The 13,718-nt window shown below is 36.2% G+C and carries 11 protein-coding genes and 1 other RNA gene; 10 read left to right on the top strand and 2 right to left on the bottom strand.

The window, feature by feature from the left end; genetic code table 11:
- The first annotated feature begins 13 nt into the window (after positions 1-13).
- From rnr to NSQ92_RS17125, 10 genes are all read left to right on the top strand, one after another.
- Positions 14-2,305: a ribonuclease R gene (gene rnr / locus NSQ92_RS17170; RefSeq protein ID WP_445669272.1), complete on the top strand. Its 2,292-nt coding sequence runs from the start codon at positions 14-16 to the stop codon at positions 2,303-2,305.
- Positions 2,306-2,424: 119 nt separating this feature from the next.
- Positions 2,425-2,892, top strand: coding sequence for an SsrA-binding protein SmpB (gene smpB / locus NSQ92_RS17165; protein ID WP_016203855.1), 468 nt, complete (start codon positions 2,425-2,427; stop codon positions 2,890-2,892).
- Between the two features lie 159 nt (positions 2,893-3,051).
- Positions 3,052-3,410, top strand: a transfer-messenger RNA (tmRNA) gene (ssrA, locus tag NSQ92_RS17160).
- A gap of 485 nt (positions 3,411-3,895) precedes the next feature.
- Positions 3,896-5,746: a BglG family transcription antiterminator gene (locus tag NSQ92_RS17155; RefSeq protein ID WP_341152979.1), complete on the top strand. Its 1,851-nt coding sequence runs from the start codon at positions 3,896-3,898 to the stop codon at positions 5,744-5,746.
- A 62-nt stretch (positions 5,747-5,808) separates the two neighbouring features.
- Positions 5,809-6,255, top strand: a complete 447-nt coding sequence (locus NSQ92_RS17150) for a PTS sugar transporter subunit IIA (protein WP_144546312.1) — start codon at positions 5,809-5,811, stop codon at positions 6,253-6,255.
- Positions 6,256-6,280: 25 nt separating this feature from the next.
- Positions 6,281-6,583, top strand: coding sequence for a PTS fructose transporter subunit IIB (locus NSQ92_RS17145; protein ID WP_047943792.1), 303 nt, complete (start codon positions 6,281-6,283; stop codon positions 6,581-6,583).
- 18 nt (positions 6,584-6,601) lie between these two features.
- Positions 6,602-8,026, top strand: a complete 1,425-nt coding sequence (locus NSQ92_RS17140; protein ID WP_047943793.1) for a PTS galactitol transporter subunit IIC — start codon at positions 6,602-6,604, stop codon at positions 8,024-8,026.
- Positions 8,027-8,184: 158 nt separating this feature from the next.
- Complete coding sequence (locus NSQ92_RS17135; RefSeq protein WP_336044847.1) at positions 8,185-9,243, top strand: galactitol-1-phosphate 5-dehydrogenase; 1,059 nt, start codon at positions 8,185-8,187, stop codon at positions 9,241-9,243.
- Positions 9,244-9,311: 68 nt separating this feature from the next.
- A complete protein-coding gene (gene araD / locus NSQ92_RS17130; RefSeq protein WP_047943795.1) occupies positions 9,312-10,007 on the top strand; it encodes an L-ribulose-5-phosphate 4-epimerase in 696 nt (231 codons plus the stop codon).
- Between the two features lie 464 nt (positions 10,008-10,471).
- Positions 10,472-11,950 (top strand): aldehyde dehydrogenase family protein, encoded by a 1,479-nt coding sequence (locus NSQ92_RS17125; protein WP_061800328.1) that lies wholly within the window; start codon positions 10,472-10,474, stop codon positions 11,948-11,950.
- An 83-nt stretch (positions 11,951-12,033) separates the two neighbouring features.
- Here the strand turns inward: NSQ92_RS17125 and NSQ92_RS17120 are convergent, their stop codons facing one another.
- Positions 12,034-12,240 carry a YozQ family protein gene (locus tag NSQ92_RS17120; protein WP_047943797.1) on the bottom strand — a complete coding sequence of 69 codons (207 nt, stop codon included), beginning with the start codon at positions 12,238-12,240 and terminating at the stop codon, positions 12,034-12,036.
- Positions 12,241-12,851: 611 nt separating this feature from the next.
- Positions 12,852-13,595: a hypothetical protein gene (locus NSQ92_RS17115; RefSeq protein ID WP_341152978.1), complete on the bottom strand. Its 744-nt coding sequence runs from the start codon at positions 13,593-13,595 to the stop codon at positions 12,852-12,854.
- Positions 13,596-13,718 lie beyond the last annotated feature (123 nt).

Here is a 13,718-nt window from a genome sequence, read left to right as displayed (position 1 = left end):
GCTATTAACTTATATGAAAGATGAAGCATATAAACCACTAACCGTGCAAGAGCTAGAGGAAGCTTTCGGAATAGAGGATTCTTCTCACTTTAAAGATTTTGTCAAGGCACTTGTACAGATGGAAGAGAAGGGGCTAGTTGTTCGGACAAGAAGCAATCGCTATGGACTTCCAGAGAAGATGAACCTTATTCGGGGGAAATTAGCTGGTCATGCAAAAGGATTTGCTTTTGTTATTCCTGAAGAACAAGGCATGGATGACATTTTTATCCCGCCAAATGAAGTTAAAACTGCGTTAAATGGTGATATTGTATTAGCACGTGTCACTTCTGAAAGCTCTGGACAAAGAAGAGAAGGAACGATTGTACGAATTATTGAAAGAGGCGTACAGCAAATTGTTGGTACATATTCAGAGAGCAAGCATTTTGGCTTTGTGATCCCTGATGACAAAAAAATCGCGACAGATATTTTTATTCCAAAAGGCAGCACAAAAGGGGCAATAGAAGGTCATAAGGTTGTCGTAAAATTAACTTCTTACCCTGAAGGCAGAAAGAATGCTGAGGGAGAAGTTGTTAAAATACTAGGACATAAAAATGACCCTGGTGTCGATATTTTATCGGTAATTCATAAGCATGGATTACCACTTGCCTTTCCAGATAACGTGTTAGAACAAGCGAATAGTGCACCAGATACGATTGATGAAAAGGAAATTGCCAATAGACGTGATTTGCGCAATGAAACTATTGTCACGATTGATGGGGCAGATGCGAAAGATTTGGATGATGCCGTTACAGTCACAATGTTAGGGAACGGTAATTATAAATTAGGAGTTCATATTGCAGATGTTTCTTACTATGTAACGGAAAACTCACCAATAGATGTAGAAGCCGAGGAGAGAGGTACTAGCGTCTATTTAGTTGACCGTGTTATTCCAATGATTCCGCACCGTTTATCTAATGGAATTTGTTCCTTAAATCCCAAGGTTGATCGCTTAACTCTTTCCTGTGAGATGGAAATTTCGCCTGAGGGAGAAGTAGTTTCACATGAAATTTTTCAAAGTGTCATTAAAACAACGGAACGTATGACATATGCTGATGTGAACTCGATTCTACATGATAAAGATGAAGAGTTGAGAGCCAAGTATGAAGGTCTTGTCCCGATGTTTGAACGAATGGAGGAGCTAGCAGCCATCCTGCGCAAAAAACGGATGACTCGTGGTGCCATTGATTTTGACTTTAAAGAATCTAAAGTAATTGTAGATGAAGATGGAAAGCCACAGGATGTTATTTTAAGAGAACGTTCTGTCGCAGAAAAACTAATTGAAGAGTTTATGCTTGTTGCCAACGAAACAGTTGCGGAACATTTTCATTGGATGCAGGTTCCATTTATTTACCGTATTCATGAAGATCCAAAAGAGGAAAAGCTGAGAAGATTTTTCGAGTTTATTACAAACTTTGGTTATATCGTGAAAGGTACAGCGAACTCTGTTCATCCAAGAGCGTTACAAGAAATTATTGAGTCAGTACAGGGAACTCCTGAAGAGATGGTCATTTCGACTGTCATGCTGCGTTCCATGCAGCAGGCTAAATACTATCCAGAAAGCTTAGGGCATTTTGGTTTATCAACAGAATTTTATACGCATTTTACATCGCCGATTAGACGTTATCCGGATTTAATCGTACATCGTTTAATTCGTACGTATTTAATTGAAGGGGATATTAGTTCTGCTACACAAGAAAAGTGGAACAGCCGCCTAACAGAAATTGCTGAGCACTCCTCTAGTATGGAAAGAAGATCAGTAGAAGCAGAACGTGAAACGGATGAACTGAAAAAATCAGAGTACATGCTTGATAAAATTGGCAAAGAATATGATGGTATTATTAGTTCTGTTACGAATTTTGGTATGTTTGTGGAACTTACGAATACGATTGAAGGACTTGTCCATGTAAGCTATATGACGGATGATTACTATCGTTATGATGAGCGTCATTTTGCTATGATTGGCGAGCGAACAGGGAAGGTTTTCCGTATTGGAGACGAAATTACTGTTCGCGTTGTGAATGTTAACAAAGAGGAACGTGCCATTGACTTTGAAATAGTTGGAATGAAGGGAACACGCCGCAGAGATCCGAAGAAAGAAGGGAAGGTATTTTCTACTGGCAGTGTCTCTCGTGCCCCGCGTAAAGGCAAATCAGATAGAGATACGGATCGTAAAGGAAAAACAGGTGAATCAAGACGTAAAGGAAAGAATGATAGAAAACACTTCGAGAATGTTCCAAAAGCAAAGAGAAAGAAAAAGAAACGCTAAGAGATAAATAGATGCATTTATGCATGTGGTTTCTTTTGGATGAAGAAGCCACATGCAGAGGATGTTTGTATATTAAGCGTTCTTTTGATAAAATTATTGGCAGAGTAGGGGGAAGAGACATGCCAAAAGGTGAAGGGAAATTAGTAGCACAGAATAAAAAAGCAAACCATGACTATTTTATTGAAGAGACTTATGAGGCAGGAATTGTTCTCCAAGGAACAGAAATTAAAGCGATTCGTGCAGGAAGAGTAAATTTGAAGGAATCATATGCGCGGATTATTAATGGCGAGGTATTTCTATTAGGGATGCATATCAGTCCATATGAACAAGGAAATCGCTATAATCATGATCCATTAAGAACAAGAAAGCTTTTATTACATCGCAAACAAATTAATAAGTTAATCGGGGATACAAAAGAAGCGGGCTATGCTTTAGTTCCACTGAAACTGTATTTTAAAAATGGCTATGCAAAGGTTTTGATTGGTCTAGGTAAGGGTAAAAAGAACTATGACAAGCGTGAAACTTTAAAACGTAAAGAAGCAAATCGCAGTATTGAACGTGCTTTACGTGAAAGGCAAAAAATGTAATCCAAAACTTTACAATTGAAATACGCTCCAGTTATGTTATAATAATTTATGTCGATAAGACAACATAACTTTAAGCTCCTATTTCAGAGCTTCCGAAACGTTAAGCTTAAATGCTAAGAATCTTGTAATGTAACAATTACTTGATTTTATCCTTATAATGGGGACGCTACGGATTCGACAGGGATAGTTCGAGCTTAGGTTGCGAGTCGAGGGGATCGGCCTCGTTAAAACGTCAAAGCCTATAACTGGCAAACAACAAAACAACTTCGCTTTAGCTGCTTAATAGCGCTTAGCGGTTCCTCCCTCCATCGCCCATGTGGTAGGGTCAGGGACTCACTTTAAGTGGGCTACGCCGGATTCCACCGTCTGAGGAAGAAGGAAGAGAACAACCAGACTAGCTTATCGGACGCCTGTCAACAGGCAGAAGAATAAGCGAAATACGAATATGTTGACTACACTCGTAGAAGCTTAAGTGCCGATATTTCTGGACGTGGGTTCGATTCCCACCGTCTCCACCAAATACATATTTGGTGGTTTTTTATTTTTTATTAAATACTAGATCTAATGGAAATGAATAGACTTTTCATTTCCCATTTATTTTTGGTCCAAAAAGACAGTGATTTCTGTACTATAGGAATCCTGTCTTTTTGTTTTTGTTAAATAGGAAAGGGCTTTTAATTAGTTTATATTGAGTGGAAGTATAGATTCTAAAACAAGTTTCCTCTAGTTATTAATTATAACACTCCTGTGCGTTATCATTCTTTTCTTAGACTCCTCTTTTTAATCTTTTCCATCAATGCTTTTCGATTCAATTCACTAATGACAAATGAACCAGCAGCTAAAACATTTGCACACAAAGTTTCATTGTAACTATCATTAAAGTTTGCCATTATCAATAGGAAAAGTTTTGTTGTAGTCTTTCATTTCCTTACTAATAGGAAAAAGAACAAAATAGCGTGAAAATGCTTTCTTTTTTATGATGTAGATACAGGAGGTATTCACTATGAGAGACAGATATACCAAGCTTCTTCACATACTTCAAAATTCAGATGGGTTTGTAACAGGAAATGAAATTAGTGAACAGCTAAATATTAGTTCCAGAACGGTGAGAAACGACATTAAAGATTTGAATGATAACTATCTCATTGGTGCACGCATTATTTCAAATAAACGCCAAGGTTATCAACTTGAAGGTGAGTTAGTTGGTTTTAAACAGAGACATCATATTGAATTTGAGGAGCGTGCATTTTATATTGTAAAGGCACTTCTAGATACAAAGGAATGGACAACATACGAACAATTATCCCAAATGATTTATTTCTCTCCACAAACGATTCGGTCAGATATTCAACGAATCTCTCAAATGATTACCTCCCAAAAAAGAAATTTATCCGTGGAAGCATTAGTTTTTCAAGGGATTCGATTAGAGGGGGATGAATTTGACAAAAGATTACTACTTGAGAGTTTAGTAGAAAAAAACTTTATGACAATAAAAGAGCTGTATAAAGAATTACTAGTTCGCTTCGGTGGCTGGGTTTTAGAAGAAGAATTAAATTTACTGTCAGCAGTGGTGATTGAGAATCTAAATAAGTATATTCACGATATTCCCACAGGGAAATTAAGTAGTTTGTTAGTGCATTTAATTATTGCGATATACCGTATCCGACATGGATATGAGATCCGCGAAGGAAAGGAAGTAGAGCAATCTTTAGATTATGAAGAATTTGAATTGGCATCTAAGATTTTAGAGGATGTTCAGGAGATATTTCAAATAGATATTGGAAATCAAGAGAAAATGTACTTTAGCCTACACCTAATAAGCCAGCGTATAATAGTTAGTTTTTATAATAATGAAACCAATATTCCTCAGGAACTGAAACGAGAGTTAGAAAAAAGCTTACATGATCTTGGAAAGCAATACGATTTTCGCTTTAATGAAGATCGCCTACTTGTGTCAGGATTGCTTTTTCACTTAGCAAAAGCCCAATATCCTCTTCAATATCAGCTTTATGTAGAAAATCCTTATATTTCTCATATTAAGATGGAGTACTTATTGGCTTATCACATTGCAGTTCTCTTAGCACATCGTTTGGAGAAACATTTAACCTTTGTTGTGCCAGAAAGTGAAATCGGATACATTGCTCTTCATATTGCTGCACATATTGAACGAACAAAAAGAAAAAAAGTAAGAGTCGCAATCGTTTCTGGAAGTGGAATTGGTGCTTCGATGATATTGAAGCAGAAAATTCAAAGACATTTTTTAGATATTGAAATTGCAGGAGAATATTCTTTACAAATGTTAGATCAAATAGAAGAAAATATTTCATTAATTATTTCAACAATGGATGTGAAGAAGAATGGTATTCCCATTATTCATGTTAATGAGTTTCTTGATGAACAAGACTTAAAGAAAATAGCTGTAGCTATTAATCAAGGCTTTCTTGATCGGACTTTAAGTGAAAACCGATTCATTCTTTTAGATGAAAACAACAAACATGACTTCTTATTAAGATTAACAGAAAAAGTGAAAATGGAATATTTGCTAGACGGTATTTTAACAAGAGAAGAGATGTCGTCAACAGAAGTTGGGAATTATGTAGCTATGCCACATCCTATTGCAAGAACGGAAAATGAGGAAACGATGATTTATATAGCTATCAATCATAAACCTATCCCATGGGGAAAAACAAATGTGCAGCTTGTCTTTTTGATTTTACCAAGTGAAGTAGATCGAGAAAATCACTATAAGGTTTTTAAACAACTTTATCAATTGGTTAAATCTAAAGATAAAGTTCAAGAGTTAATTCAAACAAAAGATTTTCATTCATTTATGGAGGTGCTGCACACTAATTAATAATTGGATTAACACAAGTGCTTATTATTTTCATTAGAAATGTGAAATGTGAGGAGACAATCATGGTTTTAGACTTAGTAAAAGTAAAATTAAAAGTAAATAGCTCTGAGGAAGTAATTAAGATTTTGGGAGAGATGTTATTAGAATCTGGTTATGTTACGGACACTTACATTGATGCAGTGCTTCAACGAGAGCTGTCTTTGCCTACTGGTCTGCAAATAGGCCACATTAATGTTGCTATTCCACATACAGACTCAACACATGTAAAGGAATCAACCATTGCTTTAGCTACTTTAGAAGAACCGGTCAGTTTTCAATTAATGGCTGATCCTGCCCAGGAAGTTGATGTGAAACTAGTTTTTTTACTAGCAGTTAAAGAACCAAAAAAGCAAGTGAAATTATTAAAGCAGCTAATGGCTATATTTCAGAACGAAGAGCTTTTAAATAGAATGGAAAAGGCTGAAGATAGTCGAGTTATCTCTGCTATTTTAAGTAATGCTTTAGCTTAAATAAATTTGAATTGGGGGGCTTTTAATGAAAAGTTACAACATATTGTCCGTATGTGGTTCAGGAACGGTTACGTCATCGATGGTAGCTGAGAAGCTGAAAGAGGAAATGGAGACTAGAGGCTTTCATGTTAGAACTACAGAAGCAAAACCAACAGAAGCTCTAAATTATGCTCAAAGTGGAAATTATGACTTAATTACACATACTAGTCCATTGCCAGTTGAGGATTATAGTATCCCAACCATTAGTGCTAGCAGCTGTTTAACTGGAATAGGAGAAGAGGAGTTTTATGAGGAAGTGGAAAAAGTGCTTAAAGCACTAAATAAATAATAGACTGGGGGAATGGGAATGTTTTTAGAAACGTTGAAAGAAGTTTTTGATACGTTTGGCGCTCCAATTATAGTTCCAATCATTATTTTTATTATTGCATTATTACTTAAAGTATCGATGAAGAAAGCATTTATTTCCGCTCTCTATGCCGGTATTGGATTACAAGGATTTACAATGGTTTTAGGTGCCTTTACGCCAATTATTTCACCTGTAATTCAAAACATGGTTGATATTACTGGAATGGAATTAACGGGTTTTGATGTGGGATGGCAAGCCACAGCAATAGTAGGTTTTTCTACCGAACCTGGAATGATATTCCTAGCGGTTGGCTTAATTCTGCAGACGGTATTATTCCTGGTGAAATGGACAGATGTTTTCCAGCCTTCAGACTTATGGAATAATTATTCCTATGTTATTTGGGGATCAATGGTTTATCTTGTCACAAATAATATGCTTTTATCGATTGGATGTATGATTGTTCTTAACCTCTATAGCTTATTGAATGCAGAGTTGATGGCAAGAAGATGGTCAAAATATTACAATTATCCAAATGCAACAATTATTGCGATGCATAATATTGAACCTACTATATTTGGAGTTTTAATGGATCCCCTTTTAAATAAACTAGGATTCCATAAAATCAAATTAAATCCAGCAACCTTGCAAAAGCGGTTAGGATTTTTAGGTGAACCTATTACTTTAGGTTTGTTTCTAGGAATATTCATTGGAGTATTAGGTAATTTAACTACATTAAACAGTTTGGATGCTTGGGGATCCATTGCTTTGGTTGGAATTGCAACAAGTGCGGTAATGGCAATTTTCCCACGCGTTGCTGGACTTTTTGCTCAAGCATTTAGTCCAATTACAGAGGCTGCTAGAAAAAATACAGTCAAAAAAGAAAAGGGCTCTAATCGGGAATGGTATTTAGCGGTAAATGATGCTGCTGGTTTTGGGGAACAAGCAACTTTAATGACGGGAGTGTTACTAATACCAGTGATGGTATTCCTAGCAATGGTTCTTCCAGGGAATAAAGTGCTTCCAGTTGTTGACTTATTAGCTATTCCCTTTATGGTTCAAGGTCTGGTAGCTATTTCAAATGGCAATATCGCTAAGATTATGGTCAATGGAGCTATCTGGTTTGGCCTTGGATTATACATGTGTACGTATACAGCTCCTCTATTTACTGAAATTGCCAAAGATGTCGGCATTGCTTTACCAGCTGGAGCATTGTTAATAACAAGTTTCAATATACTAGGAAAGCCATTAATAGGATTAATTTTTTTAGCATTTTTAAGTCAGAATCCTATTTTTATTGGATTAACGATTGTCGCTTATTTCATTCTATGGTTCTTTTTTAGAAAAAATAAAATGGCGATTTATGATTATTTAGATCGTCAAGCTGAAAAAAATTCTCAAGACAGAGAAACATCTTCCGCAGCATAGATAGAGATTTCTGCATCCTATTGTGTGGCTAGTCAGCACGGGAGAATAAGGGGGAAGTTTTCAAATCGAGTTGACTGGTATACCGGATAAATGGTTGGTAATTACAATCTTATATAATTACAGAAAGTGTTCATACAAATTGAGAAAGGAGTTTGAAAATGCAACAAAAAATGCAAGCCGCAGTTTTACACTCATTGGGAGATATCAAAACAGAGTTAATAGACATACCGCAAATCAATGAAGATGAAGTTTTGATCAAGGTAGTTTATTGTGGTATTTGTGGTTCTGATGTACCGCGTTCTATGGTAAGTGGAGCGCGGACATATCCGCTTATTTTAGGGCACGAATTTACTGGGAAAGTCGCTAAAATTGGTGGAAATGTAATGAATGTAAAACAGGGAGATAGAGTAGTAGTTGCTCCACTTGTACCTTGTGGGGAATGTAAATTTTGCCAGGCAAGTGATTATGCATTATGTGAAAATTATAACATAATTGGAACGGGAAGTAATGGAGCTTTTGCAGAATATGTAAAAGTACCCCAAAAGCATGTTCTGCAAATCGATGATCGGCTAGATTATGAAACGGCAGCAGGAGTGGAACCTGCTACTATTGGTTATCATGGCTTACAAAAAGCACAAATTCAACCGGGTGAAACGGTAGTCGTGATGGGGTGTGGACCCATTGGACAATTAACAATACAATGGGCAAAAATCTTTGGAGCATCTACTGTGATTGCGGTAGATATATTTGAAGAAAAACTGGAACTTGCTAGAGATTTAGGAGCAGATATTGTAATAAATGCAAAAGTATCTGATGTTGTTCAACAAATCCACAAGTTTACTGATGGAGGAGCAGACGTCGTTGCTGAAACTGCCGGAAGTAAAATTACACAGCAACAATCCATATTAGCAGCCAAGAAAAAAGGACGTGTAGTTTTTTTGGGTATTGCACATTCAAATCTTCCATTAGCAGAAGAGGCAATAGAGCATGTTCTTCGAGGTGAGATAAAAATTCAAGGTACATGGAATTCATATACAGCCCCCTATCCGGGAATTGCTTGGAAAGCAACTTTAGATTTCATGACAAAAGGCACTCTGAAATTTAAACCAATGATTTCTCATAAGATTACTGTTGATGAAGTTGGTGCATATTTAAAAAAAATGGCAGGGCGAACATTGAAATACAATAAGGTTTTAGTATCTTTTGATGATAACTAGTAGATTGATAGATAAAATTTTCGCAAAGTCGTAAAAATAGGGAATCATTAAGGAGAGGTGGAAAAGCTATGCTTGAAAAATTAAAAGAACAAGTCTTAGAAGCAAATCTAGGTTTACCTCAACATCATTTAGTGACATTCACTTGGGGAAATGTAAGTGGTATTGATCGTGATTCGGGACTAGTTGTTATTAAACCAAGTGGAGTGGAATATGAGAGATTGAAAGTAGGTGACTTAGTTGTAGTTGACCTTGAAGGGAAAGTAGTTGAGGGTCATTTAAAACCTTCATCTGACACTAGTACTCACATAGTGTTGTACAAAAACTTTAAAGATATCGGCGGAATTGTTCATACACATTCCCCATGGGCTACTATTTGGTCTCAAGCAACTAAGGAATTGCCTGCTTTAGGTACTACACAAGCAGATACATTTTATGGTTCTGTTCCATGCACCCGAAGTTTAACAGAAGAAGAAATCAAAGGGGACTATGAGCGAGAGACAGGGAATGTCATTGTAGAGACATTTTATAAAAACGGAATAAATCCCAATGAAATTCCATCAGTTTTAGTATCTAGTCATGGCCCATTTGCTTGGGGAAAGAATGCAAAAGATGCACTTCATCATGCTGTTATTTTAGAGGAAGTATGCAAAATGGCATATCACACACTTAATCTAAATCCAGCTATTCCTTCTATGGATCAGCATTTATTAGATAAGCACTATCTTAGAAAACACGGAGCATATGCTTACTATGGCCAAAATTAACCTATAAAGAGAAAAGCTTCCAGTCGAAGAGATTCCGAACAATTTTACAGAGAGCCAATATGCGTATAATTGTTCGGTTTTTTTTTTTAATATATAAATGTTTGTGCATTTAGTAACTGCTGCAAATTGAAATATACCTTCTCTTCCATAGAGTGAGTGTCCAAAATTCCCTCTCCAAATATCCGTGCGAACTAGTTTCAAATAATAGTTAAAGGAGGAAATGTTCGCCTTTACAGACAAACTGCTTAGTCCTTATTCATCTACTTTTCACAAAAAAGTAGTTTTTTTAGATTAATCCCCTACTAAAAAGTGTATAAGTTAATATAGTGTTACTGTATTTCAGTTATAGGGATTATTAGTCTCTCAAGAAAATCTATTTGTTTTTATCGTTTTCACTGTATATACCTAAACAACCTAATTCATACTAATGAAGTAAAATAGTTCCTGCAAGGAGGATTCGGAATATGCAAACAGAACCAATTACTATACATGCCATTATCAATGGAGAGAAAGTACCAACTGAAAAGCAAGCTCCACGTGAAAATCCAACACATCCGGATGAGATTGTAGGATATGCACCTCTTAATACGAAAGAAGAAACGGTACTAGCGATTGATGCAGCTTATGATGCGTTAAAAGGCTGGGCTTGGACGGATGTAGATGAGCGGATCGAAAGAATGGAACGAGCTATTCAAAAATTAAAGGATGCAACACCTGAAATAGCTACTTTGTTATCTCGGGAACATGGGAAAGCTTTATATGATTCCAAAGGTGAAATAGCAATCTCTATCATGTGGATGGAATTTGCATGCAAGAATGTAAAGAAAGTTGTTGCTCCCCAAGAAAAAGAGCATGAAAATGGGAGAACAATCATTACATTTGATCCAGTAGGTGTGGTTTCCGCTATTTCTCCATGGAATTATCCTATTTCTTTATCCACTATTAAAATAGCACCAGCCTTGTTAACTGGAAATACAATGGTTGTAAAACCAAGTCCCTTTGCTCCTTTAGCTGTCAGTAAAGTAGTAGAAATTATCGCAGAAGAATTTCCTCCAGGTGTGCTCAATCTTGTCCATGGGGATGCAGAGGTAGGGGTAGAGCTTACATCGAATCCAAAAGTTGCAAAGATTGCTTTCACGGGTGGAACGAAGACAGCTAAGAGTATTATGAAGGCTGCTTCGGAAACGATTAAAAAGATGACGCTGGAGCTAGGAGGAAATGATGCCGCGATCGTGCTAAAAGACTTTGATGTAAATGATGAAAAAGCGATGCGAAGAATGGTAATTTCAAACTTCCTTACCGCAGGACAAATATGTATGATAGCGAAACGCATTTATGTTCATCGATCAATCTATGATGCTTTCGTAGAGAAATATATCGAAGCAGCGAATAAGTGGATTCGCGTTGGCGATCCTTTTCATCCTGATGTAACAGTAGGACCAGTAAATAATAAAAATCAGGTGAAATATGTTAAAAGTCTTGTAGAAGATGCAAAAAGTAAAGGGGCTAAAGTGATTCCATTAGGGGAAATTCTCAATCCCGAATTAATGGATAATGGATATTTTCTGCAGCCTACATTAGTATTAGGCGCTGATTTTCATGATCCAATTGTTGTAGAAGAGCAATTTGGACCGACTGTGCCAATTTTGCCTTTTGATGATGAAGAGCAAGTAATTGAGTTACACAATGAGAGTATTTATGGTCTAACAAGTTCTGTTTGGGGCGAAGAAGAACATGCAATTAAAGTTGCCCGTCGCATTGAGGCAGGCACAACAATGATTAATACTGCAGCTGTTCAAGGCTTGGATGTGCGATTCCCATTTGGCGGGGTGAAACAATCTGGAGTTGGAAGAGAGTATGGAGAAGAAGGATTAAAATCTTATGTAGAGACCCATGTAATTAATATCCCGAAAACACTTGAATTACCATATATTCCAGAGTAACAATTTCTTAGCAAGCATAGCATAGGCATGAAAAATAGAAAAAGGATGCTTTCTCTCAAAAGTATGCATCCTTTTTCTATTTGTTATTTAGTTCTATTCTTCCCTATCTCTATATCCTCGCCATCCACATCATCAATTACAGCGCCAATTTCTCCTTCTGTATATGTATCAGTAGCTTGTTCATGAGTAGTTGCCAAGCCAGAAGAAAGTTGGTCTTTTTTTTCATAATCACTTGGGTTATAGTAACGTCCTGCAAGTTCAGTACTTTGATCGGAATTCTGTTTTTTCATTTCAATCACTCCTTGTTTAAATTAATAGTACAGGTTTATTTTTTTCTTAATGCTAAAAATTACTCATGGAAGTTTTATACTTGTGAAAAATGGAATATAATATATCAATTATTACTATCTGTATGGGATTCTACCTAAGTATTTTATCCATTCAAAAATTCGCAATTGTTGACTTAGAGTTAATGTCAAATGCAGTTGCTGAAGAAGTCTTATTTAATGAAAAATATCAACAATAACCATTGGAGTGAAGAGAATGTCAAAGAAAATGAGGTACTAGACTAACCTAAATAAATGAGATGCATAAAATACCTTCTAAAATGGCACGATTAGACAAAAACTAATTCAGGGTGTTAAAAGTGGTCAGTTTACGAATAAGGAAATCATGCAGAAATATGGGATTAAAAATGTTTCTCAAATTAAAAAGTGAATGAAAGCTATCATGAAAATCAATTTCATAGATTCGACCAACTAATTGGAAAACAGTATTCATATGGGGGTATCACAGCAGCTATCTCTATTCGCTTCCTAACTAAAAGTTAAAAATAACAAAAAAAAGACGGGGGTCTAAAAATTAATGAACACATCCCATCTTAATTATCCTTGCTAAACTTCTAAACGAATTTAACTATCCTTTTACTGATTGATTTACTTTCTTTTAGACTTATTTTTGCCAATCTAAGATTTACAGCCTCTGGACTTATCCTTTTCTCCGTGAGATTTACAGCCTCTGGATTTATCCTTCTCTCCATGAGATTTACAGCCTCTGGATTTATCCTTCTCTCCATGAGATTTACAGCCTTTAGATTTATCCTTCTCACCATGAGATTTGCAGCCTTTAGATTTATCCTTCTCACCATGAGATTTGCAGCCTTTAGATTTATCCTTCTCACCATGAGATTTGCAGCCTTTAGATTTATCCTTCTCACCATGAGATTTGCAGCCTTTAGATTTATCCTTCTCACCATGAGATTTGCAGCCTTTAGATTTATCCTTCTCACCATGAGATTTGCAGCCTTTAGATTTATCCTTCTCACCATGAGATTTGCAGCCTTTAGATTTATCCTTCTCACCATGAGATTTGCAGCCTTTAGATTTATCCTTCTCACCATGAGATTTGCAGCCTTTAGATTTATCCTTCTCACCATGAGATTTGCAGCCTTTAGATTTATCCTTCTTGCCATGAGATTTGCAGCCTTTAGATATATCCTTCTTGCCATGGGATTTGCAGCCTTTAGATTTATCCTTCTTGCCATGAGATTTACAGCCTTTAGATTTATCCTTCTTGCCATGAGATTTGCAGCCTTTAGATTTATCCTTCTCGCCATGGGATTTTTTATTATTTGTTGTAGCTTCATCCTGTTCAATAGGATTGTTATTTAGAAAAATATCTAAGCCATTCACAATGGCTTGTTTTATGGCTTCTTTTACCAATAGATCTTCACTCAAGAATCCCCACCACTTTCAAAAAGTTTAATACA

This window comes from Niallia sp. FSL M8-0099 (assembly GCF_038006945.1).
Lineage (GTDB): Bacteria > Bacillota > Bacilli > Bacillales > Cytobacillaceae > Niallia > Niallia circulans.
The sequence above is the reverse complement of the archived record's forward strand: the minus strand, read 5'-3'. Positions and strand labels throughout refer to the sequence as shown.